At 67.4% G+C, this 25,579-nt stretch carries 24 protein-coding genes, 2 tRNA genes and 1 riboswitch; of the genes, 15 read left to right on the top strand and 11 right to left on the bottom strand.

All coding sequences use genetic code 11. From position 1 onward, the window contains the following. Window positions 1–25: 25 nt before the first annotated feature. Complete coding sequence (locus tag VFY73_RS09765) at window positions 26–208, top strand: hypothetical protein (RefSeq protein ID WP_329718105.1); 183 nt, start codon at window positions 26–28, stop codon at window positions 206–208. 20 nt (window positions 209–228) lie between these two features. Here the strand turns inward: VFY73_RS09765 and mnmC are convergent, their stop codons facing one another. The 3 genes from mnmC to earP form a co-directional block, all read right to left on the bottom strand. Beyond that, window positions 229–2,211: an FAD-dependent 5-carboxymethylaminomethyl-2-thiouridine(34) oxidoreductase MnmC gene (gene mnmC / locus VFY73_RS09760; protein WP_329718103.1), complete on the bottom strand. Its 1,983-nt coding sequence runs from the start codon at window positions 2,209–2,211 to the stop codon at window positions 229–231. 118 nt (window positions 2,212–2,329) lie between these two features. Beyond that, the gene (gene efp, locus VFY73_RS09755; RefSeq protein ID WP_329718101.1) at window positions 2,330–2,884 is read right to left on the bottom strand and encodes an elongation factor P; all 555 of its coding nucleotides are present in this window, start codon (window positions 2,882–2,884) and stop codon (window positions 2,330–2,332) included. Between the two features lie 177 nt (window positions 2,885–3,061). Then, a complete protein-coding gene (gene earP, locus VFY73_RS09750; protein ID WP_329718099.1) occupies window positions 3,062–4,135 on the bottom strand; it encodes an elongation factor P maturation arginine rhamnosyltransferase EarP in 1,074 nt (357 codons plus the stop codon). A 107-nt stretch (window positions 4,136–4,242) separates the two neighbouring features. Between earP and uvrC the strand changes: the two genes are divergently transcribed. The 5 genes from uvrC to VFY73_RS09725 all read left to right on the top strand — a co-directional run bounded on the left by uvrC (window position 4,243) and on the right by VFY73_RS09725 (window position 8,138). Then, window positions 4,243–6,234, top strand: coding sequence for an excinuclease ABC subunit UvrC (gene uvrC / locus VFY73_RS09745; RefSeq protein WP_329718228.1), 1,992 nt, complete (start codon window positions 4,243–4,245; stop codon window positions 6,232–6,234). A 31-nt stretch (window positions 6,235–6,265) separates the two neighbouring features. Beyond that, window positions 6,266–6,793 carry a hypothetical protein gene (locus VFY73_RS09740; RefSeq protein ID WP_329718097.1) on the top strand — a complete coding sequence of 176 codons (528 nt, stop codon included), beginning with the start codon at window positions 6,266–6,268 and terminating at the stop codon, window positions 6,791–6,793. Between the two features lie 117 nt (window positions 6,794–6,910). Beyond that, window positions 6,911–7,477, top strand: coding sequence for a CDP-diacylglycerol--glycerol-3-phosphate 3-phosphatidyltransferase (gene pgsA, locus VFY73_RS09735; protein WP_329718095.1), 567 nt, complete (start codon window positions 6,911–6,913; stop codon window positions 7,475–7,477). A gap of 302 nt (window positions 7,478–7,779) precedes the next feature. Next, window positions 7,780–8,052 carry an HU family DNA-binding protein gene (locus VFY73_RS09730; RefSeq protein WP_329718093.1) on the top strand — a complete coding sequence of 91 codons (273 nt, stop codon included), beginning with the start codon at window positions 7,780–7,782 and terminating at the stop codon, window positions 8,050–8,052. 10 nt (window positions 8,053–8,062) lie between these two features. Then, window positions 8,063–8,138 (top strand) — tRNA-Val (locus VFY73_RS09725). Here VFY73_RS09725 and VFY73_RS09720 read toward each other — a convergent pair. Then, window positions 8,126–8,308, bottom strand: a complete 183-nt coding sequence (locus tag VFY73_RS09720; RefSeq protein ID WP_329718091.1) for a hypothetical protein — start codon at window positions 8,306–8,308, stop codon at window positions 8,126–8,128. The genes VFY73_RS09725 and VFY73_RS09720 overlap by 13 nt on opposite strands. 15 nt (window positions 8,309–8,323) lie before the next feature. Between VFY73_RS09720 and VFY73_RS09715 the strand changes: the two genes are divergently transcribed. The 9 genes from VFY73_RS09715 (at window position 8,324) to VFY73_RS09675 (ending at window position 17,986) form a co-directional block, all read left to right on the top strand. Beyond that, a complete protein-coding gene (locus tag VFY73_RS09715) occupies window positions 8,324–10,231 on the top strand; it encodes a SurA N-terminal domain-containing protein (RefSeq protein WP_329718089.1) in 1,908 nt (635 codons plus the stop codon). Window positions 10,232–10,273: 42 nt separating this feature from the next. After that, a tRNA-His gene (locus tag VFY73_RS09710) sits at window positions 10,274–10,349 on the top strand. Between the two features lie 191 nt (window positions 10,350–10,540). Beyond that, complete coding sequence (locus VFY73_RS09705; RefSeq protein WP_329718087.1) at window positions 10,541–10,777, top strand: hypothetical protein; 237 nt, start codon at window positions 10,541–10,543, stop codon at window positions 10,775–10,777. 142 nt (window positions 10,778–10,919) lie between these two features. Next, a riboswitch (TPP riboswitch) is annotated at window positions 10,920–11,023 on the top strand. A gap of 73 nt (window positions 11,024–11,096) precedes the next feature. After that, window positions 11,097–12,986, top strand: a complete 1,890-nt coding sequence (thiC, locus tag VFY73_RS09700) for a phosphomethylpyrimidine synthase ThiC (RefSeq protein ID WP_329718085.1) — start codon at window positions 11,097–11,099, stop codon at window positions 12,984–12,986. A 13-nt stretch (window positions 12,987–12,999) separates the two neighbouring features. After that, window positions 13,000–14,034 (top strand): FAD-dependent oxidoreductase, encoded by a 1,035-nt coding sequence (locus VFY73_RS09695; RefSeq protein ID WP_329718226.1) that lies wholly within the window; start codon window positions 13,000–13,002, stop codon window positions 14,032–14,034. Next, on the top strand, window positions 14,031–14,249 hold the full coding sequence (thiS, locus tag VFY73_RS09690; protein WP_329718083.1) for a sulfur carrier protein ThiS: 219 nt from the start codon (window positions 14,031–14,033) through the stop codon (window positions 14,247–14,249). Before VFY73_RS09695 ends, thiS begins: the two co-directional genes overlap by 4 nt. Window positions 14,250–14,253: 4 nt before the next feature. Beyond that, window positions 14,254–15,048 carry a thiazole synthase gene (locus VFY73_RS09685; protein ID WP_329718081.1) on the top strand — a complete coding sequence of 265 codons (795 nt, stop codon included), beginning with the start codon at window positions 14,254–14,256 and terminating at the stop codon, window positions 15,046–15,048. Between the two features lie 156 nt (window positions 15,049–15,204). Next, window positions 15,205–16,338, top strand: coding sequence for a GGDEF domain-containing protein (locus VFY73_RS09680; RefSeq protein WP_329718079.1), 1,134 nt, complete (start codon window positions 15,205–15,207; stop codon window positions 16,336–16,338). 76 nt (window positions 16,339–16,414) lie between these two features. Next, a complete protein-coding gene (locus VFY73_RS09675; RefSeq protein ID WP_329718078.1) occupies window positions 16,415–17,986 on the top strand; it encodes a bifunctional hydroxymethylpyrimidine kinase/phosphomethylpyrimidine kinase in 1,572 nt (523 codons plus the stop codon). 78 nt (window positions 17,987–18,064) lie between these two features. Here VFY73_RS09675 and VFY73_RS09670 read toward each other — a convergent pair whose 3' ends face one another. The 7 genes from VFY73_RS09670 to VFY73_RS09640 form a co-directional block, all read right to left on the bottom strand. Beyond that, window positions 18,065–18,481 carry an acyl-CoA thioesterase gene (locus VFY73_RS09670; RefSeq protein WP_329718076.1) on the bottom strand — a complete coding sequence of 139 codons (417 nt, stop codon included), beginning with the start codon at window positions 18,479–18,481 and terminating at the stop codon, window positions 18,065–18,067. Beyond that, complete coding sequence (locus VFY73_RS09665) at window positions 18,481–20,289, bottom strand: feruloyl-CoA synthase (RefSeq protein ID WP_329718074.1); 1,809 nt, start codon at window positions 20,287–20,289, stop codon at window positions 18,481–18,483. Before VFY73_RS09665 ends, VFY73_RS09670 begins: the two co-directional genes overlap by 1 nt. 2 nt (window positions 20,290–20,291) lie before the next feature. Continuing rightward, window positions 20,292–21,002 (bottom strand): ABC transporter ATP-binding protein, encoded by a 711-nt coding sequence (locus tag VFY73_RS09660; RefSeq protein ID WP_329718072.1) that lies wholly within the window; start codon window positions 21,000–21,002, stop codon window positions 20,292–20,294. Window positions 21,003–21,636: 634 nt separating this feature from the next. Further along, the gene (locus VFY73_RS09655) at window positions 21,637–22,383 is read right to left on the bottom strand and encodes an ABC transporter ATP-binding protein (RefSeq protein WP_329718070.1); all 747 of its coding nucleotides are present in this window, start codon (window positions 22,381–22,383) and stop codon (window positions 21,637–21,639) included. Next, window positions 22,380–23,366 (bottom strand): branched-chain amino acid ABC transporter permease, encoded by a 987-nt coding sequence (locus tag VFY73_RS09650; protein ID WP_414654440.1) that lies wholly within the window; start codon window positions 23,364–23,366, stop codon window positions 22,380–22,382. Before VFY73_RS09650 ends, VFY73_RS09655 begins: the two co-directional genes overlap by 4 nt. After that, window positions 23,363–24,241, bottom strand: a complete 879-nt coding sequence (locus VFY73_RS09645) for a branched-chain amino acid ABC transporter permease (RefSeq protein ID WP_329718066.1) — start codon at window positions 24,239–24,241, stop codon at window positions 23,363–23,365. The genes VFY73_RS09650 and VFY73_RS09645 overlap by 4 nt, the downstream gene beginning before the upstream one ends. 103 nt (window positions 24,242–24,344) lie before the next feature. Beyond that, the gene (locus tag VFY73_RS09640) at window positions 24,345–25,517 is read right to left on the bottom strand and encodes an ABC transporter substrate-binding protein (RefSeq protein WP_329718064.1); all 1,173 of its coding nucleotides are present in this window, start codon (window positions 25,515–25,517) and stop codon (window positions 24,345–24,347) included. Window positions 25,518–25,579 lie beyond the last annotated feature (62 nt).

Genomic DNA, 25,579 nt, shown 5'->3' with positions numbered 1-25,579 from the left:
TTCCCTCTGAAGCAAAGGACGGCCCGTGGCCACACCCAACTACTCGTACGAGAAACGCCAGCGCGAACTGGCCAAAAAGCGCAAGAAGGAAGAGAAGGCGGCACGCAAGTCGCAAGGAGGCCCGTCCGGTGGTGCACAAGACACCGAAGCCAGCCCGCCTGCGAACACCGCGCCGGGCAGCGGCAACGAGCCGTCGAACGCCGCCTGAATTTTTGACCCGCCGGCGCTTCAGCCGGGTGGTTGGCGACGCTGCCGCGCCACGAAGCGCGCGGGGTCGATCGCATCCAGCAAGCTGCCGGCCAGTGGCAGCGGTGCGCCGGTGATCCCGGCGGCCAGCACCTCGCCCAGCAGCGGCGCCCAGGTAATGCCGCGTGAACCCAGCCCGGCCAGCACGTACAGGCCTTGCACGCGGGGCACATGCCGCGCTTGTTCAAGCCGCCGAGCTCCCGCGCATGCTGCCGCCGGCAAGGGCACCGGGCCGACCACCGGCAGGCGGTCGTCGCATCCCAGCCGCCAGGCGACACGGCCATCGAGCACTTCGCTGTCGGCATCGAACCATGGCTGCGGAATGTCGACCTCCGTGCCGGTGAGCACCGCGATCTGCGCCAGGTTCGCACGGTGATCGGCCTCGCGCACGTGCTGGTCGTCGTCCTGCACGTGTGAGGTGGCGCCACACAGCAGGCCCCCGCCCCATGCATCGGGCAGTGCCAGCAGGTAGCCGCCGCTGGCGATCGGCACGATCGGCCGAGGCAGGGCAGCGGCTTCGGCCGCGCGGACCACCGTGATCTGGCCTCGGGTGCGGCGCCAGGGCCAGGCACCGGCGTCGCTGTGCTCCGCCAGCAGGTTGGGGGTCGCGTGCGCTGCGGCCACCACGACCAGATCAGCCTCGCCGAGCGCTGTCGCGTGTTCGTCGAGTGCCTGCCAGCGCCCGTCAGGCAACGGGTTCAGGCGTACCACCCGCGCACCGGTGCGCAGGCAGATGCCGGGCTCATGAAGCCAGGACTGCACCAGCGCCGCCGGTCGCAACCAGCCGGCCCCTGCAAAGCGCCACGCCGCGCCGGCCAGCGGGCAGCCGGCGGCAGCCGACGCGGCCTGGCGCGACAGCGCTTCGGCATAGGTTGCAGGGACCTGCTGTACCTCGATCACCGTCTGCAGGGCCGACCATGGATCGCTGCCCGCCCCGCGCAGCAGGCCCTGCAATGCGCCGGGCACCCGTCCCGACGCGATCAGTGGCCGATACACCTGCTCGGCCCGCAGCGCGGCGGCGCGCAGCAACTGCGCGTGCGGCCCGTCGTGGGCGTGCACCACACCGTGGAACAGGCCGCCCGGGTTGCCCGAGGCGCCGCTGGCGGCTTGGTCGGCTTGGTCCAGCACCGTGACCCGCAAGCCCTGGCGAGCCAGTGCGCGCGCCGCGCTGGCGCCGGCCAGGCCTGCGCCGATGACCAGTGCGTCACGCGCCCGAGAAGCAGGCTGGCGCCCCGGCGGCGGCCCGCGCCTGCGTCCAGCGGCATGCGCCACGACCTGCGCCAGCGTCATCTCGAACTTCCCCGCGAACCCGGGCACGCGCTGGACACGAAAGCCCGCGCCGGTCAGCGCGTCGCGTGCACTGCGTGCCGCGCTCCAGGTGGCCGCAGTGGCGCCAGGCGCGGCCAGGCGCGCCAGCGCACGCAGCGCTTGCGCGTCCCACATCGGCGCGTTGCGTGCCGGCGCGAATCCGTCCAGGAAGACCGCATCCACCTGAGCCTGCAACTCGGGCAGCCACAGGGCGAGGTCGCCGAGCGCCAGCAGCAACGTGACTTGGCCGTCCTCGAATTCGAGCACATGCAGGCCTGGCGTGGCGGGCGGCCATGCCGAGATCAACTGCGCGGCCAGCGCCGGCTCGGGCGAGGCCGTGTGCGCGCGAACCATGTCGTCCAACGCCGGCGGGTGCTTCTCGACTGAGACAAACACCAACCGCCGCGACCGCTGTGCGTCGGCGCGCCAAGCGGCCCAGGTCGCGAGAAAGTTGTTGCCCAGGCCGCATCCGGTCTCCAGCACGACGAAACGCTCGCGTCCGCGCCAGCGCGCCGGCAGGCCGTTGCCGGCCAGGAACACGTCGCGCGCCTGCGCGAACGCGCCGACGCGCGGGTGGTACACATCGCCGAACTCGGGCGCGAAAGGCACCCCGTCTCGAAACTCGATGCGCGCCGGAACGATCGGTTCAGTCTTCACGTTTGAATGAAAAAAGCCGGCCTTGAAAGGCCGGCTCGATCTTCATGCAAGAAACCCTCCCGGAGGGGGCAGGGGGAGCAGGAACGTTCGGTGCGCTACGCACGCAACCGCAAATGCGTCAGACGCGTTTGCGGTATTCGTGCGTACGGGTGTCGATTTCGATCTTGTCGCCGTTCTCGACGAAGATCGGCACGGAGATTTCGAAACCGGTGCCGACCAGCTTGGCCGGCTTCAGCACCTTGCCCGAAGTGTCGCCCTTGACAGCCGGGTCGGTCTCGATTTCGCGCACGACGGTGGTCGGCAGTTCGACCGAGATGGCCTTGCCTTCGTAGAACACCACCTCGACGGCCATGCCGTCTTCCAGGTAGTTGATGGCGTCGCCCATGTTCTCGGCTTCGACCTCGAACTGGTTGTATTCGGCGTCCATGAAGGCGTACATCGGGTCGGCGAAGTAGGAGTAGGTGCACTCCTTCTTGTCGAGGATGATCTGCTCCATCTTGTCGTCGGCCTTGAACACCGTCTCGGCGCCGAAGCCGCTGAGCAGGCTCTTCATCTTGATGCGCACGGTGGCCGCGCCGCGGCCGCCACGGCTGTATTCGGTCTTGAGAACGACCATCGGGTCCTTGCCCTGCATGATCACGTTGCCGGCGCGGATTTCCTGTGCGAGTTTCATGGTGAGTTTCCGAAGAGTCGGGAATCGTGGGCAGTGGCCGGCCCGGGCCAAGCCGGCGGGTCAGTTCACTGCGAGTTGCGCGGCCGGCGGGTCAGGCGCCTGGGCGATGCTGCCAAAGATGAGTTCTTCAGCAGCCATTTCAAGGCGTGCGGGCCGTGTTCCGCAAAGCCTTGAATTTTAACGCTTTTCGGCCACGAGCGCCAGCAGCTGGCCGACCAGGTCGGTTTGAGCGAGCAAGGCATCACGCCAGCCCAGGACGCGGGCGGTCCAGGCGGCCAGATCGGGCAGCGTTGCGGGCAGCGGGCTGGCCAGGCCGTTCCAGGCGGTCATCCATGCCCGCACCGGCTGGGCGAGAGCCGGTTCCGCATCAGCCAGGTGGCGTGTCAGGAACGCGTCGAGCTTGACCGCGTGGGCGCCGTCGTCCTGCGGATAGATGTGCCAGACAAATGGCTTGCCTGCCCATTGCGCTCGAACGAAGGAGTCCTCGCCACGGACAAAGTTCAGGTCGCACGACCAAAGCAGGCGGTCGTAGCCCGTTTGCGGCAGCCAGGGCAGGGCGTGGTGGCGGATCGACCCGGGCAAGCCGACGCCTCTGACCTGTTCGGTTGCCGGGCCGGGGGCCGTCAGCAGTACCGTTGGCGCATCGCCCAGGCGCTGGGCCAGATCCGGCAACGCCGGATTGGGGTAGCAGAACACGCTGACCAGGCGTTCTCCTGGCCGCCTGACGACGCCCTGGCCAGCCAGCCATGTGGCGGCATCGAAGCCGGCCTGCTGCACCAAGAGGCCCGGCTCGCGCAACAGGCCTCCGGTGGCTGGCGTGAAGCCAGGGTAGAAGAACCACTTGGTCAGACCGGCGCCAGGGCCGTTGAACTGCGGTGACGGCAGGCGGTGGCTGCGCTCGACATAGTCTTCGGCGCTGAGGTATTCGAGGTTGATCCAGACCGGCGGCTTCGGCAGTGCAGCCATCGCCGTGACGAAATCAGCCGGAGGGTCGCAGCCGAAAGCCTCGACCACCACGTCGCCCGGGTCGCTGGCGGTGGCGTCGGCCGTCCAGTGCCGGACCTGGACGCCGGCGTGGCCGCCAGGTGCGAGCCACGCCAGGGCCGACGGGTCGTCGACCCACAGGCGCAGCGTGTGGCCGCGTGAGGCCAGGTCGGCCGCCAGCCGCCAGCACACGCCGATATCGCCGAAGTTGTCGACCACGCGGCAAAAAAGGTCCCAGCGCAGGGTGGGGCAAGGGGCGGACGGCATCGCGGCATTATCGAAGCCGGGCACTGCACAATCGCCGTCCGATGGCTGAACCAGACACCTCATCCCCACCTGTTCCAGAAGCGCCGCAGGCCCAGATCGCCGAAGCGATGGCCGACGAAGCCCAGCGGGCGCTGGAAGCCGCCACCGCTGCACGTGAACGCGTGCTGGCCGAAGTGGCCGCCTTGCCCGGCCTGCCTGGCGTCTACCGCTACTTCGACGCCCATGGCCAGGTGCTGTACGTGGGCAAGGCCCGCGACCTGAAGAAGCGGGTGTCGAGCTACTTCCAGAAGGACCTGGGCGGCACCCGGATCGGCGTGATGGTCTCGCGCATTGCGCGACTCGAGACGACCGTTGTTCGCACCGAAGCCGAGGCGCTGCTGCTCGAGAACAACCTGATCAAGGCGTTGAACCCGAAGTTCAACATCCTATTCCGCGACGACAAGAGCTACCCCTACCTGAAGCTGGTCTCACACGGCTTTCCGCGCGTGGCTTACTACCGCGGCGCGGTTGATCGCAAGCACCGCTATTTCGGCCCTTACCCAGGTGCCTGGGCGGTGAAGGAGACGATCCAGCTGATCCAGAAGGTGTTTCGCCTGCGCACCTGCGAAGACACGGTGTTCAACAACCGGTCGCGGCCCTGCCTGCTGTACCAGATCCGCCGCTGCTCGGCGCCCTGCGTCGGCTTCATCACGCCCGATGACTACGCCCGGGACGTGCGCGACACCGAGCGCTTCCTGCTCGGTGAGCAGCAGCAGGTGGTCGACGAACTGCAGGCCAAGATGATGGCCCACGCCGAGGTGCTGGAGTTCGAGAAGGCCGCCGAGCTGCGCAACCGCATCTCGGCGCTGGCGCGCGTGCAGCACCAGCAGTCGATGGACGAGAGCAGCCTGTCGGCCGCCGGCAAGGAGGTCGACATCCTCGCGGTCAAGGTGGCCGGAGGGCGCGCTTGCGTCAACCTGGCGATGGTGCGCGGCGGCCGTCATCTGGGCGACCGGGCCTTCTTCCCGACCCATGTCGACGACGCCACGGCGCTGGCCGCCGATGAGTCGCTGGCGCTGGAGGAGACGCAGGGCGAAACGACGCCACCGACGGCCGAACAGCAGTTGGCGCTCGCGGAGCAGCAGGTCCTGCAGGCCTTCATGGCGCAGCACTACCTGCACAGCACGCCGCCGCCGCTGCTGGTGCTGAGCCACGCGATCGACAAATCACTGCTGGCTGCCTTGAGTGCCCAGACAGGAATCAAGCTGACCGCGCAACACCAGCCGCGCGAGCAGCGTCGCATCTGGCTGGACATGGCCATCAAAGGCTGCGAGCTCGCATTGGCGCGCCTGCTGGCCGAAGAGGGCTCGCAGCGCGAGCGCACGCGTGCGCTCGTCGACACCCTGGACCTGGCGATCGACAACCTGGACACATTCCGTGTCGAATGTTTCGACGTCAGCCACACGGCCGGTGAGGCCACGCAGGCAAGCTGTGTGGTCTATGAAGACCATCGCATGCAGAACGCGCAGTACCGGCGATTCAACATCGAAGGGGTCACCGGCGGCGATGACTATGCCGCCATGCGCCAGGTGCTGACCCGGCGCTACGCCAAGCTTGCCGAGATCACCGCCGCCGAAGGCAGCCAGGCCCAGGTGGCCGGCGCCAAGGTCCGCCTGCCGGATCTGGTGCTGGTCGACGGCGGTCGCGGCCAGGTCGCGATGGCGCGCGACGTGTTCGGCGAGTTGGGCCTCGACCTGTCGTTGATTGCCGGGGTCGAGAAAGGCGAGGGCCGCAAGGTCGGGCTCGAAGAGCTGGTCTTCGCCGACGGGCGCGACAAGCTCAGCCTGCCGCCCGATTCGGCAGCATTGATGCTGATCGCGCAGATCCGCGACGAGGCGCACCGCTTTGCCATCACCGGCATGCGTGCCAAGCGTGCCAGTGTGCGCACGGGCGGCAGCCGTCTTGAAGACATTGCCGGCATCGGGCCGAAGAAACGCGCGAAACTGTTACAGCGTTTTGGCGGTGTCCGCGGCGTCACGGCCGCAAGCGTTGATGACCTGGCCAGCGTGGAAGGCATCTCAAAGGAATTGGCAGAGGACATCTATCGTGCATTGCACTGATCAACCTGGCGGCAAAGAGCCGCATGACGACGTGGCAGACACCCCTCTTGGCGACAAGCCCCGCGCGGACTTCCGTCGCAACCCGTGGACCGGCCTGGCCGTGATGATGACCGTGGCGTTGCCAGCCGGTTGGCTGGCGGCCTGTTCGACCAAGGAGCCACCGCCGCCGCCTGCGCCGATGCGGCCCGCGGCACCTGCCGCTGCACCTCGGCCGGCGCCGTCGCCCAACGCGGCACGCAGCTGGGATGAGTACCGCTTGCGAGCGGCCCAGAAGCTGGTCTCTGCCAACCCCGCCATCACCTACACCGGCAGCGTGCCGGAGCCTCTGCTGGCCATCCCGGTGTTGTCGGTCGAGCTGAACGGCGACGGCAGCATCTCGAAGATCGAGGTGATGCGCTACCCGAGCCAGGCCAAGGACACGACCCAGATCGCGATCGACGCGGTGCGCCGTGCAGCGCCGTTTGGCGACGTGTCGCGCCTGCCCAAGCCGTGGAAGTATGTCGAGACCTTCTTGTTCGACGAAAGCCGCAAGTTCAAGCCGGTCACGCTGGACCGTTGAAGGCTTGGCGCGGCCGTGTCCACGCACGCGTTTACGCCGGGCCCGAGGACGGACAGAAGACTTGCGCGGCGATGAGCGCACGGTACGGGCGCGGTTAGAGGGCAGAATGGATCCATCATGTTCCTGACCGTTCCGACGCTGCTGACCTGGGCCCGCATCGTGGCGATCCCCTTGATCGTCGGGGTGTTCTACCTGCCGTTCGAAGACGCCACACGCAACCTCGCCGCGACGGTGATGTTCGTCGTCTTCGCGCTGACCGATTGGCTGGACGGCTACCTTGCGCGCAAGCTCAATCAAAGCTCCGCCTTCGGTGCTTTCCTCGACCCCGTGGCTGACAAGTTCCTGGTCTGCGCGTCGCTGATCGTGCTTGTCCACCTGGGCCGCGTCCATGCGCTGATTGCGCTGGTCATCATCGGCCGCGAGATCGCGATTTCTTCCTTGCGCGAATGGATGGCGCAGATCGGCGCTGCACGCAGCGTGGCCGTCCACATGCTGGGCAAGGTGAAGACGACGGTGCAGATGGTGGCGATCCCCTTCCTGCTGTTCGACGGCCGCCTTTTCAACCTGATCGACACCCATTGGTGGGGCACGCTGCTGATCCTCTTGGCGACCGTGCTGACCATCTGGTCGATGGTGTACTACCTGCAAAAAGCTTTGCCTGAAATCCGCGCCAAAGCTCGGTAAGGCGGGCCTGGTTCGCCGAGCTGGCGTGCCTCGCTGCGAGGCTGCCGGAAGCGCTGTGCGTCACGATGAAAAGGCTTGCTCTTCGCGCCTGCGACGCCGGTAGCCTTGGGGTTTACACATAGAATCCGCTTGCGCGCTTGACACCGCTGGGACCCGAGGCTGTAATGATTTTTCGCCTGCGAATCAGGCCCATTGCCCCTCGCAGCGCGCAGCGATTGCACATCGCACCAGGTCACTTACCGGACGCTTGAACCTCAAGCCAAGCCACACCATTGCGAGACCGTTGAGAGAGGGGTACCTACGTGAACAAATCCGAGTTGATCGAACACATTGCGCGCCAGGCGGACATCTCCAAGGCCGCCGCTACGCGCGCACTGGAAGCCGTGATCGGGGGCGTGAAGACGACCCTCAAGAAGGGCGGCAGCGTGTCGATCGTGGGCTTCGGCACCTTTGCCGTCACCAAGCGCGCAGCCCGCACCGGCCGCAACCCGCGCACCGGCACCGCGATCAAGATCAAGTCGGCCAAAGTGCCAAAATTCCGTCCAGGCAAGGGCCTGAAAGACGCGTTGAACTGATGGATCTTTCGGGTGCTTAGCTCAGTTGGTAGAGCGGCGCCCTTACAAGGCGTAGGTCGGGGGTTCGAACCCCTCAGCACCCACCACCGAAAGCATCGGCCGCGGTCCAGCGGGCATTGATTAGAATCCCGCGCGGCGTACGCAGACCGATGACGACAAAGGCGAACTCCGGTTCGCCTTTGTCGTTTCCTGGTGTCCCCTCTGAAGGGGGCAAGCCATCCCGGGCGGCCCGTCGTTTCTTGCGCAGCACCTTCATACAAGGCTGAGTTCCATGTTCGATTTCGTTCGCACGCACACCAGACTGCTGCAGTTCATCCTGGTGCTGCTGATCTTTCCGTCCTTCGTCTTCTTCGGCATCCAGGGCTACTCGAGCTTCACCGATGCGGGCAATGCCACGGTGGCCAAGGTCGGCGGGATGGACATCAAGCAGTCCGAACTCGACCAGGCGCACAAGCAGCAGGTCGCGCGCATGCAGCAGCAGATGCCTGGCGTCGACGTGAAGCTGTTCGATACGCCGGAGATGAAGGCCCGCACGCTCGACAGCCTGGTGCGCGATCGTGTGATGCGTGTGGCGGCAGCGAAGGAGAACCTGGTCATCACCAACGACCGACTGGATCGTTCGTTCAAGACCGACCCACAGTTCGCGCAAATTCGCTCGCCGGATGGCAGCGTCAGCAAGGAGTTCCTCTCCGCCCGCGGCATGACTTCGGCAGGGTTCGCCCAGGAGCTGCGCGACGAATTGGCCAAGACCCAGGTACTGGCCGGCGTCTCCGGCTCGCTGGTGGTCGGCAAGACGGCCAACGACTCGGCGGTGAACGCGATCCTGGAGCGCCGTGAAGTGCAGCTGCAGCCGTTCATGACCAAGAGCTACCTGGACAAGGTCAACCCCACTGATGCCGACCTGGAGGCGTACTACAAGAGTCACGAGTCCCAGTTCCGCAGCAGCGAGGAAGCTCGCATCGAGTACGTCGTGCTCGACCTCGAAGCACTGAAGAAGCAGATCACGCTGAGCGAAGACGATCTGCGCAAGTACTACGAGCAGAACATCGCCCGATACACCAGTGCCGAAGAGCGCCACGCAGCCCACATCCTGGTCAACGCCGCGAAGGACGCACCGGCCGCGGATCGCGCCAAGGCCAAGGAGAAGGCTGAAGGCCTGCTGGCCGAAGCGCGCAAGAACCCGGCCGGCTTCGCCGAGCTCGCCAAGAAGAACTCTGACGACAAGGGGTCGGCCACGAACGGCGGTGACCTGGATTTCTTCGGCCGTGGGGCGATGGTCAAGCCGTTCGAAGACGCCGCTTTTGCGATGAAGCCGGGCGAGATCAGCAACGTGGTGGAGTCGGAGTTCGGCTTCCACATCATCAAGCTGCTGGAAGTTCGCGGCGGCGAGAAGAAGCCTTTCGAATCGGTGCGCGCGCAGATCGTCGAAGAAGTCAGCAAGCCGAAAGCGCAAGAGATGTACGCGGCTGCGGCCGAGCAGTTCAGCAACATGGTGTACGAGCAGTCCGACAGCCTGCAGCCGGTGATCGACAAGCTGAAGCTGAGCAAGGCCGAGGCCACGGTGCAACGTGCGCCGGCGCCTGGTGCCAGCGGCCCGCTCGCTTCGCCGAAGCTGCTCGAAGCCATCTTCTCGACCGATGCGGTGAAGAACAAGCGCAACACCGAGGCTGTTGAAACCGGCCCGAACCAGCTGGTCTCGGCCCGCATCGTCGAACACCACCCCGAGCGCGTGTTGCCTCTGGCCGAGGTGCGTGACCGCGTGCTCGCCGCGGTGAAGGCGGAGCAGGCCACGGCGATCGCCAAGAAGGACGGCGAAGCACGCGTCGCCGCGCTGAAGCAGAAGCCCGACGACACGATGCCGGCTGCCGCGACGCTGTCGCGCCAATCGCGAGATCAACCGCGCCCGGTGATCGAGGCGGTCCTGCGCGCCGACCTGAGCAAGGGTCCGGCGGTGATCGGTATCGACCTGGGCAACGACGGCTTCATGGTCGCGCGCGTCACCAAGCGCATCGAACGCGACGCGAAGGACCCGGACAACGAGCGCGCCAAATCCTACGTGGCCCAGCAGATCACGGCCGCCGAGTCGGCTGCCTACTACGAAGCCCTGAAGCGGCGCTACAAGGTCAAGCTCGACATGCCGGCTGCCGGCGCCGATGCCGCTTCGGCCGCAGGCAAGTGATGCGAGCCCGCGAAGTCGGGCTATAATCTTCGGCTTACGGTGGTGGCTGTAGCTCAGTTGGTAGAGTCCCAGATTGTGATTCTGGTTGTCGTGGGTTCGAGTCCCATCAGCCACCCCACCGAACATCAAACGGCGACAAGCACTTAGCGGCTGTCGCCGTTTTTCATTGGTGCGCTTCATTGGGCGCTCACTCGGCGCTCCTCGGCGCTGACGGCCCAAGTGGCGCATGGATGGTCGACCCGCTTTGCAAGTCGGTCGGCGGCGTGCAAGATCGCGCACGCCGTCAATGGTTGGCGGAAGGGGATGCGAGTGAAGTTCACCCAGGATGCATTGCTGAACGCGGCCGCCACCATCGTCGGTGCACGGCTCCAGGCGCAGGCTGCGAACCACACCACGGCTGGAACGGCACCACGCCTTTCCGACAATGCCGACAGCGTCAGCCACATGCTTCTGCAGGCGATGACCGAAGTGCTGGAGGGCACCGAGTTGATGGAAGAGCATGCGAAGAACAATCTCGACCTGTGGTCGCGTGTGGTGGCTGAGTAGCCGCACGCGCTGGTGCAAAAAAGGCGCGCCGGATTCGGCGGCAGCGCCCGCGAGGACGGCCCCAACGGGGCCGTTTGTCGTTTCGGGTGGCGCGCAGGCTGCGGAATGCGTTGACAGCCGTTCGCCCGCCCGCGCAGAATGCGCCCCTGCTCCGGGGTGCACGCATGGTGCGTGCTGAGATGGTTGATCCGAACCCGAGAACTTGAACCGGTTAGTACCGGCGTAAGAAGAGCCGTCGATCCTTGAGTCGCGCTGCCCGTCTGGGCGTGCGCGCCACGGGGCGACCTTCGGAGCAACGACCTTGTTGCGAAGGACCGCCATGAACGCCCCTGAACGCCTGGACGAACTGCTGTCGCTGACACGCGCGCCGTTCCCCGCTTCCCGCAAGATCCACGTCACCGGTTCACGGCCCGACCTGCAGGTGCCGCTGCGCGAGGTCAGCCTGACCAATGGCGAGACGGTGGTGCTTTACGACACCTCGGGGCCCTACACCGACCCTTCGGTTGCGATCGACGTGCGAAAGGGCCTGCCCGGGCTGCGTGCAAGCTGGATCGCCGATCGGGGCGACACCGAGGCCTACGCAGGCCGCGCGCCGCAGGCGCTGGACGATGGCGCCAAGCACGCCGAACGTGTGGCCGACAGCCTGGCCGCGTTGCGCACCGAGGCTGAGGCCCTGCAGCGCACACCGCGCCGCGCCAGGAGCGGCGCCAACGTTACGCAGATGCACTACGCCAGGCGCGGCATCGTGACGCCCGAAATGGAGTTCGTCGCGCTGCGCGAGAACGGTCGTCGCGAGTGGATGGCGAGTTACCTGGCCGACGCCAAGCGCGAGCAGCGCCGTGCCGGCAACGGCATGGGCGCGATGTTGCCGCGTGGGTCGATCACGCCCGAGTTCGTGCGCGACGAGGTGGCGCGTGGCCGCGCAATCATCCCGGCCAACATCAACCACCCGGAGATCGAGCCGATGGCGATCGGCCGCAATTTCCTGGTCAAGATCAACGCCAACATCGGCAACTCGGCGGTCACCTCGAGCATCGAGGAAGAAGTCGAGAAGCTCGTCTGGTCGATCCGCTGGGGCGCGGACACGGTGATGGACCTGTCGACCGGTCGCCACATCCACACCACGCGCGACTGGATCGTGCGCAACTCGCCGGTGCCGATCGGCACGGTGCCAATCTACCAGGCGCTGGAGAAGGTCGGTGGCGTGGCCGAAGACCTGACCTGGGCGATCTTCCGCGACACGCTGATCGAGCAGGCCGAGCAGGGGGTGGACTACTTCACCATTCACGCCGGCGTGCGGCTGCCGTTCATCCACCTGACGGCCGACCGGGTGACCGGCATCGTCTCGCGCGGCGGCTCGATCATGGCCAAGTGGTGCATCGCGCACCACCAGGAAAGCTTCCTCTACACGCACTTCGAAGAGATCTGCGAGATCATGAAGGCGTACGACGTGAGCTTCTCGCTGGGCGACGGCCTGCGCCCCGGCTGTGCGTCCGACGCGAACGACGAGGCGCAGTTCGCCGAGTTGCGCACGCTGGGAGAGCTGACGCAGGTCGCGTGGAAGCACGATGTGCAGACCATGATCGAGGGCCCGGGCCACGTGCCGATGCACATGATCCAGGCCAACATGGACGAGCAGCTCAAAGCTTGCCACGAGGCGCCGTTCTACACCCTCGGCCCGTTGACGATCGACATCGCACCCGGCTACGACCACATCGCCAGCGCGATTGGTGCCGCGATGATCGGCTGGATGGGCACGGCGATGCTCTGCTACGTGACGCCGAAGGAGCACCTGGGCCTGCCCGACCGCGACGACGTCAAGCAAGGGATCATTGCCTACAAGATCGCGGCCCACGCGGCCGATGTCGCCAAGGGCCACCCGGGCTCGCGCGCCCGTGATGACGCGTTGTCGAAGGCCCGCTTCGAGTTCCGCTGGACCGACCAGTTCAACCTGAGCCTCGACCCGGACACCGCGCGCGACTTCCACGACGAGACATTGCCCAAGGACAGCAGCAAGGTCGCGCACTTCTGTTCGATGTGCGGGCCGAAGTTCTGCTCGATGAAGATCACGCAGGAGGTGCGCGACTACGCCGCCAACCTGGGCGTGGCCGAGACCGAGGCGCTGGGCCGCGGCATGGCCGAGAAGTCCGGCGAGTTCCGCGCTGGTGGCGGCGAGATCTACATCCCGATCCACAGCGACAAGGCCTGACGCCGTGGCCACCATGCATGTGGGTATCGCCGGCGCCGGCTTGCTTGGCCGTTTGGCAGCGTGGCGGCTGGCGCAGCGCGGTTGCAGCGTCAGTGTGTTCGACCCAGCTTCCGGGCCGCAGCCGACGTTCGACGGACAGGGCGCCGCCGCATTCACCGCGGCCGGCTTGCTGAGCCCGATGGCTGAGCGCGACGTGGCCAGCGACCGGGTCGCGCAGTTGGGCTGGCGCTCGATCGCGCTGTGGCGGGGCATCGTGAAGGCCCTGCCGGGCTCACCGTACTTCGCCGATCGTGGCAGCCTGCTCCTCGTGCACCGCGGTGACCTTGGCACGGCGCAACGCACGCTCGCGCGCTTGCCCACCCCGGGCACCGGTGCGCATGCGCCCGTGGCGCTGACGAACGACAAGCTGATCGCCATCGAGCCGGCGCTGAGCGGGGTATCTCACGCCTGGCTGCTGCCGGGTGAGGGCCAGATCGACCCGGTGCAGACCCTGCGCGCGCTGCATGAGGGCGCACCTTCGGTGCTGTGGCACTGGGGCCAGCGTGTGATCGACCTGGCACCCGGCACGCTGCGTCTGGCAGACGGCAGTTGGCGCCGCTTCGACGCCGTGCTCGATGTGCGTGGCCTCGGCGCCCGGCCCGAGTTGCCACTGCGCGGCGTGCGGGGTGAAACGGTGTGGTTGCGCGCGCACCGCCATGGGCTGACGCGACCGCTGCGGCTGCTGCACCCGCGCCATCGCATCTACATCGCGCCGCGGCCGGGTGATGTGCTGGTCGTGGGCGCCAGCGAGGTCGAGAGCGAAGACCGCAGCGAGGTGTCGCTGAAGAGTGCTGTCGAGCTGATGTCGGCGGCGCAAAGTGTGATGCCGGCGCTGCAGGAGGCGCGCATTCTGCGCCTGGATCGCAACCTGCGCCCCGCGTTGCCCGACCACGAGCCGCGCATCGACGCCCAGCCGGGCCTGGGCCGCATCAACGGCTTGTTCCGCCATGGGTGGCTGATGGCCCCGGCGCTGGTCGACGACGCACTGCGCACGATGGAGCTGGCATGACGAAGTCCCTCTCGACCAACGTCATCGTCAACGGCGAGCCGGTGGTCGACGGCGAGGGCTTGAGCCTGGCCGAGCTGCTGATTCGCCTGGGCGAGCCGGCCGATCAGGTCGCCACGGCGCTGAACGGCAACTTCGTCGCCCGCGACAGCCGGGACGACATCCAACTGGCCGGTGGCGACCGCATCACCGTCTTCAAGGCCATCGTCGGAGGTTGACGAAATGACACTTGCAACGACGCCGTGGTCGCTCTACGGCACGCCCATGAACAGCCGCTTCCTGCTCGGCAGTGCCGGCTATCCGTCGCCGCAGGTGCTGCGGGACGCCATCGCTGCGGCAGGGACGCAGGTCGTGACGGTGGGGCTCAAGCGCTCGCTCGCCGGCGGCACCGGCGACAACGGATTCGTCGACATCGTGCGCGCCAGCGGTGTGCACCTGCTGCCCAACACCGCCGGTTGCCGCAGTGCGCGTGAGGCCATCGTGCTGGCCCACATGGCCCGCGAGCTGTTCGGCACGCGTTGGGTCAAGCTCGAGGTGACCGGCGACGATCACACGCTACAACCCGAGCCATGGGAGCTGCTGGAGGCAGCGTCGCAGCTGGTGCGTGACGGTTTCCAGGTCTTTCCCTACTGCACCGACGACCTGGTGGCCTGTCGTCGCCTGCTGGATGCCGGATGCGAGGTGCTGATGCCTTGGGGCGCACCGATCGGCTCGGGCCAGGGCCTGTTGAATCCGTACGCGTTGCGCACCCTGCGCGAGCGCTTGCCCGGCGTGCCCTTGATCGTCGACGCGGGCATCGGTGCGCCACATCACGCGGCCCGGGCGATGGAGCTAGGTTTCGACGGCGTGCTGTTGAACTCGGCCGTGGCGCAGGCGCGCGAGCCGGTGCGAATGGCTGCAGCCTTTGCCCAAGCCATCACCGCTGGGCGTCTGGGCCACGAGGCGGGCGTGATGGCGCCGCAAGACATGGCGGTGCCCAGCACGCCGGTGGCCGACGGGCCGCTGTTGCTCGGCTGACGGCGGGCGCGCTCATGTCAGCGAACGGGCCGGCGAGTTGCCGAGAAACGCACAAACCCCAACGCCTTGTTGCAGGCGTGATGTCGGGTGCGCTCCAGTTCGCACTGCTTTGGCCGACAACGATCGGATACCCACGTTTCCGATCGACCCCCACCGATGTCACTGGCCCGCTCCCCTGCCGACTCCGAACGAGGCATGTCGCGTGGCGCCTTCTGGCTGATGCTGCGGCGCATCGCGGTGTTCGCCGGCTGCGTGGACATGGTCTATTTGCTGGCCTTCTTTGCGCTCGGCATGCCAGTGATGGCGCTGGTCAACCTGCTCAGCGCCAGCATGTACGCCGCGGCCTATGTGCTGCTCGGGAAGCGGCGCAACTTGCCCGCCGTGGCGCTGATGTGGACCGAGGTGCTCGGCCATGCCGGTGCCTGCACCGTGCTGTTGGGCTGGGACAGCGGCACGCACTACTTCCTGCTGGTCTTCCTGCCGGCGGTGGCGGTCAGCCGCTCGCCGCGGCACGCGATCGCCGCGATGGGTTTCGTGCTGGCGGTCTACCTGGGCCTGGATGCGCTGACCCAGGCCGTGCCGGTGGTCTACCCGCTGGCGCCGGGGCCGCTGATGGCGCTGCGCTGGCTCAGCATCACGGTCGTTTTCGTGATGTTCGCCTACACCGCGCGCTACTACACGCAACGTGTTCACGAGGCCGAGGGCCGGCTCTACGACCTGGCCACCACCGACACGCTGTCGGGCCTGTGGAACCGCCGGCAATTCCTGCAGATGGCGCATGCCGAGATCGACCGTGCGCGGCGGCACCACACGCCGCTGGTGCTGGTGCTGGCCGACATCGACCACTTCAAGCGGGTCAACGATCAGCACGGACACGACACCGGCGACCGCGTGATCCAGCATGTGGCCGGCCTGATGCGCCACCAGGCCCGCACCGGCGACCTGATCGGGCGTTGGGGTGGCGAAGAGTTCGTGATGCTGCTGCCGATGACCGATGGCGATGGCGCGCTGGAGCTGAGCGAGCGCATGCGGGCCAGCGTCGAGCAGATCGCCTGCCAGCACGGTGGCGTGACGGTGCCGGTGACCATGTCGCTGGGTGTGTGCGAGGTGTTGCCCGGCCAGTCGCTGGACCACGCCTTCAAGAACGCCGATGCGGCGCTCTACACCGCCAAGAACGCTGGCCGCAATCAGGTCTGCGTGGCGCCGCTGGCCCTGCCGGCACGCCCCACTGCCCCGCAGGCGGCGCGCAGCACCGTCGAGGCCCAGGCACACGCGCTGCCGGCCGCCTGATCCATTTCATCCGCCGAGCCCCGGCACCGGGATCCGCACCCCGTGTGGCGGTGCCTGGCACGCGAGAGCCCACGCCATGACCCTTCCGATCGTCTGGAGCATTGCCGGCACCGACTCCGGCGGCGGCGCCGGCCTGGCCGCCGATCAGCGCGCGGCAGAGGCGCTGGGCACCCACCTGTGTCCGGTGGTGGCTGCCGTCACGGCGCAGAACAGCGTGGCCGTGACCCAGGTGCAGCCGGTGCCGCCCGGCTGGCTCGACGCGCAGCTCGCGACATTGGCGGCGGACATGCCGCCGCGCGCCATCAAGTGCGGCATGCTGGGCAGCGTCGACAACCTGCAGGTGTTGCTGCGTTGGGTGGACCGCTTGCGCGCCGAGCATGGGGACATCCCGCTGGTGGTCGACCCGGTGCTCGGCGCCAGCACTGGTCGCGGCTTCGTCGACGCGGCCTTGTTGGCCGCGTACCGCGATGAGCTGCTGCCACGCGCGACGCTGCTGACGCCGAACCGGCGCGAGGCTGCGCTGCTGCTCGGCGAGCTGCCTGGCAGCGTGGGCGAGGCGGCGGCCGCACCGGCACTGGCGCGAGCGCTTCGAGCACGCGGCGCACAGGCCGCAGTGATCACCGGCGGTGACAGTGCCGCCGTCGACGGCCGCGTGCTCGACTGGCTGGACACGCCACAGGCCGCGGGCTGGCTGGCCGCGCCGCGCATCGACACGATCCACCACCATGGCACCGGCTGCACCTTTGCCAGCAGTGCTGCCGCGGCGATGGCGCTCGGCCATGTCGCGGCCGACGCGGTGGTGCTGGCCAAGATGGCCACGCTGCACGCCTTGCGGCGCGGCAGTGCGGCGGGGCAGGGCGCGGGCCCGGTGCGCGCGGGCATTGGATTCGGCGACGACCCATCGCTGATGCCGGTGCTGTCGTGGGGCGAGGCAACGGGCTTTGCACCACCACGCGAGACCACCTGTGAGTCGCTGGGCCTGTACGCGATCGTCGACAGCGCTGCCCGTGTGCAGCAAGTGCTGGCGGCAGGCGTGCGCTCGGTGCAGTTGCGCATCAAGGCGGGCGCGGCCGAGGCAGCGTCATTGCGCGACGAGATCCGGACGGCCTTGCAGGCCTGCCGTGCCGTTGGCGCACAACTGTTCATCAACGACCACTGGGCATTGGCAATCGAGCTCGGCGCGCCAGGCGTTCACCTGGGCCAGGAAGATTTGATGGCACTCGGTGATTCGGGGCGCGCCGCCCTGGCCGCCAGTGGCGTGGCGCTCGGCGTCAGCTCGCACAGCCTGTGGGAGCTGGCGCGGGCGCGGGCGCTGGCGCCGCGCTACATCGCCTGCGGCCCCGTGTGGCCCACGCTGACCAAGCGCATGCCGTGGCGCTCACAAGGGCTGGACAACCTGCGCTGGTGGTGCCGCATGGCCGATCACCCGGTGGTGGCGATTGGCGGCATCCTGGCGCCCGATCAGGCCGAAGCCGCTGCCACCTGCGGCGCCGACGGCGTGTGCGTGGTGCGAGGCCTGGGCGAGCGACCCGCGGCCACCGTGCCGGGCTTCATGCAGGCACTGCAGGCGGGGCGAGAGGCAGCGCGACCGGCGCGACAGGAGGGAGGATTGCCCGCGCCATCGTTGCCGCATCCGATGCTGGGCTGATTCCAGCCTGCTTCGCTTTCGGCTCGCCGACAACCGGCAAGCGGGGCCTCGGGGCACATTGCCCGCTCCGTTGCACGCTCAGCTGCACAGGGCCTTGATGTCCTCGGGGATCGGGATCGACTTCAGCTTGTAGCTGCCCGGCACGCGCACGACGAAGGCACGCGTCTCGCGGCCTTCGCACAGCAACTCGTCGTCGCGCAGGATGCGGTGGTGCTGGATCAGCACCTTGGCGCGCCACTCTTCGACATGGGTGTGCACTTCGAGCGTCTGGCCGTAGGTGGCGGGCTTCAGGAAGCGGGTGTTGATCTCGAGCAAGGGCGTGCCGACGATGCCGCGCGCCAGCTCCAGTTCGCGCCAGGGCGGCACGCCGCAGGCCATGAAGAAGGCCAGCGAGGCCTGGTCCATCCAGCGCGAGAAGTTCGGGAAGAAGACGATGCCGGCGGGGTCGCAATCGCCGAAATGCACGTCGACGCGGTGGATGTGCGTCTTGCTCATCAGATGCGGATGACTTCGATGGAGGGCCGGTCACTGTGCAGCGCCAGCACCTGGTCGGCGCGGCGCGCCAGCACCGCACGCTGGTTGACGTAGCCCTTGTCGGTGATCTCGCCGGCGTCGGCGTTCGGCGGCTCGGCCAGCAGCAACGCCCGGGTCGGTGCCTGGGACGAGCCGCCGCCTTCGGCCCGTAGCGCGCGCAGTGCAGCGACGACCTTGTCGGCGCGCTGCGGCGCGTCCATCGCCTTCGCGGCCGGGCTGGGAAAGACCAGCAGACCGACCTCTTCGCGGTCGTGGCCGGTGATCACCACATCCGCGGCCAACGGCGACAGCGCGGCCACCGCGCGCACGCGCAGCGTGCCCACCGAGACCCAGGTGCCGCTCATCAGCTTGAAGTCTTCGGCCACACGGCCGTCGAATGCCACGCCGTGGCCCGGTTCGTCGAGGTCCACCAGGCAGCCGGCGTCACCGATCAGGTAGTAGCCGTCTTCGTCGAAGGCCTTCGCCGTCAGTTCAGGCGCATCGCGGTAGCCGGGAAAGACGTTGGGCCCGCGCACCCGCATCTCGAGCTTGTCGCCACTCGGCACGAACTTCAGCTCGGCGCCAGGCAGCGGCGCGCCGATGCAGCCGGCGCGGTCGATCGCCCAGTGCACGCTGGTCACGGCCGGTGCGGTTTCGGTCGCGCCCCACGACGAGGTGAACCAGATCGGCCGTTCGCGTACGCGGCCGGCCACTGTCTCGATGCGTCGCCACAGGCTCTGCGGCAGCGCGGCGCCGGCGTAGAACAGGCCTTCCAGCGGCTCGAAGAAGCTGCGCGCGAAGCCTTCGTCCGCTTCGAGGAACGGCAGCAGCATGTCGAAGCCGCGTGGCACGTTGAAGTAGAAGTTCGGCCGCACCTCACGCAGGTTGGCGACCGTCTTCTCGACCAGCCCTGGCATCGGCCGGCCCTCGTCCACATGCAGGCTGCCGCCGTGGGCCAGCACCATGTTGAAGTTGTGGTTCGCGCCGAAGGTGTGGCTCCAGGGCAGCCAGTCCAACAGGCGCAGCGGGTGCCGGACCAGGAAGGGCCAGACCTGCGTCATCTGCTGCTGGTTGGCGCAGAGCATGCGGTGGCTGTTGATGACAACCTTGGGCGTGCCGGTCGACCCACTCGTCAGCAGGTATTTGGCGTGCGTTTCGGGGGTGATGGCGGCAAAGGCCTGCATCACGGCCGGTGTTTCGCTCACGCTCATCAGCTGCGAGAAGTCCAACGCACCGGGCAGCTCCGCCGCACCGCGGCTGAAGGCAATGGGCCGCGATCCGCGCGTGGCCCAGCTGGCGATCGGCGGGCCATAGACGCTCGGTTCGGCGGCGTAGACCATGGCCGGGTCCAATGCGTCGAGGATGGCGTGGATCTTGGCGTAGTCCTTGGTCAACCGGCAGTAGGCGCTGGAGACGGTGCAAACGGGCCGGCCCACATGCATCGCGGCCAGTGCCAGCAACGCGTGGTCGACGGCGTTGTCCGACAGCACGACCACCGGCTTGCCCATCGGCAGGTTGAGGTCGAGCAGGCCCTGCCCGATGCGGCCGACATGGTGGCGTGCCTGTGCGTAGCTGACTTGCCGCCAAGCGGATCCCCCCTCGCGTTCGGCCAGGAACGGCGCGTCGGGTGTCGTGCGGGCCCAATGCTCCAGCCAGTCGCCAATGCAGCGCGCAAAGGGTTGCAAGGCTTCGGCGCTGCGAAGCATAAAGGCACCACCGCCCAGGTCTTCGCGCAGTACGCGGGCGGGGGCCAAGGCGCCGGGGTCGCCGAAGGGTTGGATCAGGCTCATGGTCAGACTCCGAGACAGGCGGCCAGCGCGTCGCTGCCGGCAAGCGCCGAGGCTTCGCCGGCCAGCACGACCTGGCCTTTTTGCAGCACGACCAGACGGTCGGCCTGCGCGGCCACCTTGCGGTAGTCGCGATCGACGATCAGCGTGGCAATGCCGCTGGCGCGGATCTGGCCGATGACTCGCCAGATCTCGGCCACGATCAGCGGTGCCAGGCCTTCGGTGGCTTCGTCGAGGATGACCAGATCGGGGTGCGTCATCAGCACGCGGCCAATCGACAACATCTGCTGCTCGCCACCCGAGAGTTGGCTGCCTTGGTTCGTCAAGCGTTCGGCCAAGCGGGGAAAGGTGTCGAGCACACGTTCGAGCGTCCAATCCCGCCGGCCGTCGCGGCTCGGGCGAGCCGCCATCACCAGGTTTTCGCGCACGCTCAGGTTAGGGAACACACCGCGGCCCTCGGGCACGTAGCCGATGCCGGCGCGCGCCACCTCGTGCGGCATGGCGCGTGACAAGTCTTGTCCGCGCACGGCGATGCGACCCTCGCGCTGCTTCACATGGCCCAGCAGCGTGCGGATCAGCGTCGACTTGCCCATGCCGTTGCGGCCCAGCAGGCCCACGGTCTCGCCAGCGTTGACGGCGATGTCGACACCGTGCAGCACATGGCTGGAGCCATACCAGGCGTGGATGCCGGTGGCTTCGACGATCGGGGTGCCCATATGTCAGCGGCCTCGCCTTGATTCGTACGAAGGTGGGTGTGTCGCGGCGGGTGATGCCCGCTGAGGCTCATGCGTTCGCGCCCTTGCCTTTGGCAAGGGTTCCCTGCAGTGCTCGCGTTCATGGCCGCTGTCGAACTCACTGCGCACACTGCGTTCGCTTCGTTCAAACAATCGCCAGCGAGTCAGTTCACGAGGCTCGCTTCGCTCGCTGCCACGAACGCTGTGCGCTTCGGCGCTGCCGAAATCGCCCCATCGGACATCACCCGCCGCGAGCGCCAGCGTCGGCGGTTGCTCCGTCGCCATGAAGCCGAGCACCTGCCGCGGCCACCGACCGTTGCCTTCGCGAAGGGGGGGACCCGGTGGGGGCGATTTGTGCAGCGGCGAGAAGCGCAGGGCTGCGGTCGGCGCGCGCAGCGCGCTTCGTAGACTGACTCGCGCAGTTGTTTGAGCGCAGTGAGCGAAGCGAACGAAGCGAGTTCTGCGCGCGACCGCAGCCCGAGCATCGCAGCGAAGTCGGCGCGAGGCGCCGACCGCGGAACCATGAGCCCCTGCCGGGTGCCGCCCTTCGCGACACGCGAATGGCACGTGCAATGGGGGCGGCTGGACGGACGCAGACGCGAAGCAAACGTCCATTTCAATGCCCGCCGAGGTATGCAGCCTGCACGGCGGGGTCGCTGCGGATCGCCTGCGGCGAAGCAGAGGCGATGACCGCGCCGTTGACCATCACGGTGATCCAGTCGGCGATGCGAAACACCGCGTCCATGTCGTGCTCGACCAGCAGCGTTGCGTGGCCGGCGCGCAGCTCGCTCAGCAAGGTCAGCATGCGTTCGGTCTCTTCGGCGCCCATGCCTGCGAGCGGCTCGTCAAGCAGCAGCACCTTGGGAGACGTGGCCAGGCACATCGCGATTTCGAGCTGGCGCTTCTGGCCGTGCGAGAGCAAGCCGGCCGGGCGATCGAGCACGTCGTTCAGGCCGGCGCGTTGGCTGGCCTCGCGTGCGGCGGCGAGACTGCGCTCGCAACGCGCCGCGGCTTGCCACCAAGCCCAGGGACGCTGGTACGTGGCTTGCGCGGCGAGGCGGCAGTTCTCCAGCACGCTGAAGCTCGGGAAGATCGTGTTGCGCTGGTAGCTGCGGCCCAGGCCCGCCCGGGCGCGGCGAGGCTGGGTCCACCCGGTCACGTCTTCACCCATCAACGCCACCGTGCCGGCCGAGGGCGGGATCTCGCCCGACAGCATGTTGATCAGCGTCGACTTGCCGGCGCCGTTGGTGCCGATCACCGCATGCACCTGGCCCAGTGCAAAGTCGAGCGACACACCGTCCACCGCGACCAGACCGCCCCAGCGGCGCGTCAGGCCTTCACAGCGCAGCAGCGTCTCGCTCATTTACTGTCACCGAAGAGACGCTGCCGCACCAGCGCCGGCAGGCCGATCAGCCCGTTCGGCAGCAGGGCGACGCAAGCGATGATGGTGACGCCCAGGCCCAGGTGCCAGTGCTTGGCGAAAGGACCGAACACGGCCTCGCTTTGAAACAGCTCCTGCAGCAGCGTGAACGCAAACGCGCCCAGCACCGCGCCCCGCAAGTGGCCCAGGCCACCGAGGATGATCATGATCAGCACCGAGCCCGACAAGTGCCACGACAGCAGCTCCGGGTTCACGAAGCCGTCTTTCACCGCGAAGAGAAAACCGGCCAGGCCCGCGATGCAACCCGAGACAACGAAGGCTGCCAGCTTGTAGGGATAGGTCGAGAAACCGGCCGCGCGCATGCGCTGCTCGTTGGCGTGGATGCCGGCCAGCGCGCGACCAAAGCGCGAGCGGGCCAGCAGCGCGAGCTTGGCGAACACGCCGAGCAGGCACAGCAGCACCAGGTAGTAGAAGGGCAGCGGTTTGTCGAGGTCGGCGATCGTCCAGCCACCGATCGCGAGCGTGGGTTTGAAGTACAGGTAGATGCCGTCGGTGCCGCCGCCCAATGGCGTGTCGTGTACCACGTAGTAGGCCATCTGCGCGAAGGCCAACGTGACCATGATGAAGTAGACGCCCTTGGTGCGCAGCGACAGCGCACCCATGAACAACGCATACCCACCCGACACGGCCATGCACGCCGGCAGCAACCACCAGAGCGAGGCCGAGTCGGACTCCGGCGACAGTTTCACCGCGGCGTAGCCGGCCAGCCCGAACAGCGCCGACTGGCCAAAGCACACGAGCCCCGTCATGCCGACCAGCAGCTCCAGGCTTAGCGCCAGGATCGCAAAGATCATGATCTTGGTGACGAGGTCGACGCCGAAGCTGCCGGTCAACAACGGCAACAGCGCCAGCCCGAGCACGGCGGCGGCAACGAATGCGTGCTTGCCGAGTTGCATGCCGTTCATGCCTTGAACAGCCCGTCGGGCTTCCACAGCAGGATCAGCGCCATCAGCACATAAACCAGCACGCCGGCCGCCTGCGGGAAGACGACCTTGCCGAAGGTATCGACCAGACCGATCAGCAAGGCTGCGAGCAGCGCACCGCGGATCGAACCGATGCCGCCGATCACGACGACGACGAAGCAGATGATCAGCACCTGGTTGCCCATGCCGGGGTAGACCGACGACACCGGCGCGGCCACCATGCCCGCCAACACCGCGATCGCGACGCCGGCGGCGAACACCACGCGGTACAGGAACTTGATGTCGACGCCAAGCGACTGCACCATCTCGCGGTTGCTGGCGCCGGCGCGGATCATCATGCCCAGCCGCGTCTTCGCGAAGACGACGTACATGCCCAATGCGAGCAGCAGGCACACGGCCGAGATGAACAGGCGGTAGACCGGGTAGCTCATCAGTTCGCCCAATGCGATGCTGCCCGAGAGCCATTCGGGCGGCGCGACGCTGTGCACGTCGTCACCGACGAGGATCGAGCGCAGCTCCTCGAAGACCAGGATCAGCCCGTAGGTCATCAGCACCTGCTGCAGGTGCTCGCGCTCGTAGAGAAAGCTGAAGAAGGCCCACTCGAGCACGTAGCCCAGCAGCACCGCGAGCACCAGCCCGACGGCGAGCGTCGAGAAGAAGCCGCCGCCGAGCGTGGCGGCCACGGCCGGCGCCAACGCGTAGGCCATGTAGGCCCCGATCATGTAGAAGCTGCCGTGCGCCAGGTTGATGACGCCCATGATCCCGAAGATCAGCGTCAGCCCCGAGGCCACCAGGAACAGCAGCAGCCCGTACTGCAGCGCGTTCAGGCATTGGACTAGGAAGGTGGCGAGGTCCATGGGTGCGTGATCAGGCGGCCTCGCCGTCAGCTGGATCGGCGCAGGGCCGCCCCAAGCCGATCGCTCCCCCTTGGGGGGGCGACGCCAAAGGCGTCTTGGGAGGTCAAAGTTTGCAGCCCCGGGCGGGATCCGCGAGGGCTTTTGACGCCACCCCGATGACCTTGTTCTCCTTGCCCGAGACCTGGCGCAGGTAGAAGTCTTGCACCGGGTTGCCGGCCTTGCTGATCGTGAAGGGCCCGCGTGGGCTGTCGATCTTGGCCTTTTGCACCGCGGCGGCGAACTCGGCCTTCTTGTTGACATCACCCTTCACGGCGGCGAGGCCCATGCCGAGGATCTGGCCGGCGTCGTAACCCTGCACGGCATAGACGTCGGGCTGCAGCTTGTAGGCCTTGGCGTAGGCCAGGCGGAAGGCGTTGTCGCGAGGCGTGTTCAGGCTGTCGCCGTAGTGCAGGGCGGTCAGGATGCCGTCGGCATCGGCACCTTGCGCCTCGAGCGTGCCGTCGGTCAGGAAGCCCGAGCCATACAGCGGGATGCTCTTCTTCAGACCGGCGGCGGCGTAGTCCTTGACAAACTTCACTGCGCCAGCGCCTGCAAAGAAGGTGAACACCGCATCGGGCTTGGTGGCTGCAATCTCCGTCAGCAGCGCCTGAAATTCGACGTTAGGGAAGGGCACCGACAGGTCTTTCACCACCTGGCCGCCGCTTTTCTCGAAGGCTTCCTTGAAGCCTTTGACCGATTCGTCGCCGGCCGCGTACTTCCAGGTGATGGTCACGACCTTCTTGTGGCCCTTCTTGGCCACGACCTCGCCCATGGCGTAGCCGGGTTGCCAGTTCGAGAACGAACTGCGCACGATGTTCGGGGCGCACAGCGGGCCGGTCACTGCGTCGGCGCCGGCGTTGGGCACGACCAGCAGCGTGTTGCTTTCCTTGGCGACCTTGGCCATCGCCATCGCGACGCCCGAATGCACCGTGCCGACCAGAACGTCGACTTGGTCGCGCTTGACCAGCTTGTTGACGTTGTCGGTGGCCTTGGCCGGGTCGCTTTCGTCGTCGACCTTGAAGAACTCGACTTCGCGGCCACCCAGCTTGCCGCCCTGTTCGCTCACGTACAGGCGAAAGCCGTTCTCGATCGCGGTGCCGAGTGCGGCATAAGTGCCGGTGTACGGCAGCATCAGGCCCACCTTCAGCTTGGGCCCTGACTGGGCCGCGGCAGGGCCTGCGATCAGGGCACTGGTGGCCAGACAGGCGGTGGCGAGAAGCGTGCGGCGCAAGGTCATGAAAGTCTCCGTTGGTTGTCGACCGAGGGTATTCGCAGCCGCCCAACACCGCCGCTAGGGCA

The sequence above is a fragment of the Ideonella sp. genome, assembly GCF_036277275.1.
Taxonomy (GTDB): Bacteria; Pseudomonadota; Gammaproteobacteria; order Burkholderiales; family Burkholderiaceae_C; genus Ideonella.
Note: the sequence above shows the minus strand (reverse complement) of the source record. Positions and strands in the feature narration are given on the sequence as shown.

Excerpts from the sequence above, each read along its gene's own strand:
- thiC (WP_329718085.1), top strand. The coding sequence starts at position 11,097 with ATGAACGCCCCTGAACGCCTGGACGAACTGCTGTCGCTGACACGCGCG.
- VFY73_RS09650 (WP_414654440.1), bottom strand. The coding sequence starts at position 23,366 with ATGAACGGCATGCAACTCGGCAAGCACGCATTCGTTGCCGCCGCCGTG.
- earP (WP_329718099.1), bottom strand. The coding sequence starts at position 4,135 with ATGCCGTCCGCCCCTTGCCCCACCCTGCGCTGGGACCTTTTTTGCCGC.
- VFY73_RS09640 (WP_329718064.1), bottom strand. The coding sequence starts at position 25,517 with ATGACCTTGCGCCGCACGCTTCTCGCCACCGCCTGTCTGGCCACCAGT.
- VFY73_RS09675 (WP_329718078.1), top strand. The coding sequence starts at position 16,415 with ATGACCCTTCCGATCGTCTGGAGCATTGCCGGCACCGACTCCGGCGGC.
- uvrC (WP_329718228.1), top strand. The coding sequence starts at position 4,243 with ATGGCCGACGAAGCCCAGCGGGCGCTGGAAGCCGCCACCGCTGCACGT.
- pgsA (WP_329718095.1), top strand. The coding sequence starts at position 6,911 with ATGTTCCTGACCGTTCCGACGCTGCTGACCTGGGCCCGCATCGTGGCG.
- efp (WP_329718101.1), bottom strand. The coding sequence starts at position 2,884 with ATGAAACTCGCACAGGAAATCCGCGCCGGCAACGTGATCATGCAGGGC.
- VFY73_RS09660 (WP_329718072.1), bottom strand. The coding sequence starts at position 21,002 with ATGGGCACCCCGATCGTCGAAGCCACCGGCATCCACGCCTGGTATGGC.
- VFY73_RS09695 (WP_329718226.1), top strand. The coding sequence starts at position 13,000 with ATGCATGTGGGTATCGCCGGCGCCGGCTTGCTTGGCCGTTTGGCAGCG.
- VFY73_RS09680 (WP_329718079.1), top strand. The coding sequence starts at position 15,205 with ATGTCACTGGCCCGCTCCCCTGCCGACTCCGAACGAGGCATGTCGCGT.
- VFY73_RS09720 (WP_329718091.1), bottom strand. The coding sequence starts at position 8,308 with ATGAAGGTGCTGCGCAAGAAACGACGGGCCGCCCGGGATGGCTTGCCC.
- VFY73_RS09715 (WP_329718089.1), top strand. The coding sequence starts at position 8,324 with ATGTTCGATTTCGTTCGCACGCACACCAGACTGCTGCAGTTCATCCTG.
- thiS (WP_329718083.1), top strand. The coding sequence starts at position 14,031 with ATGACGAAGTCCCTCTCGACCAACGTCATCGTCAACGGCGAGCCGGTG.
- VFY73_RS09645 (WP_329718066.1), bottom strand. The coding sequence starts at position 24,241 with ATGGACCTCGCCACCTTCCTAGTCCAATGCCTGAACGCGCTGCAGTAC.
- VFY73_RS09685 (WP_329718081.1), top strand. The coding sequence starts at position 14,254 with ATGACACTTGCAACGACGCCGTGGTCGCTCTACGGCACGCCCATGAAC.
- VFY73_RS09655 (WP_329718070.1), bottom strand. The coding sequence starts at position 22,383 with ATGAGCGAGACGCTGCTGCGCTGTGAAGGCCTGACGCGCCGCTGGGGC.
- VFY73_RS09670 (WP_329718076.1), bottom strand. The coding sequence starts at position 18,481 with ATGAGCAAGACGCACATCCACCGCGTCGACGTGCATTTCGGCGATTGC.
- VFY73_RS09665 (WP_329718074.1), bottom strand. The coding sequence starts at position 20,289 with ATGAGCCTGATCCAACCCTTCGGCGACCCCGGCGCCTTGGCCCCCGCC.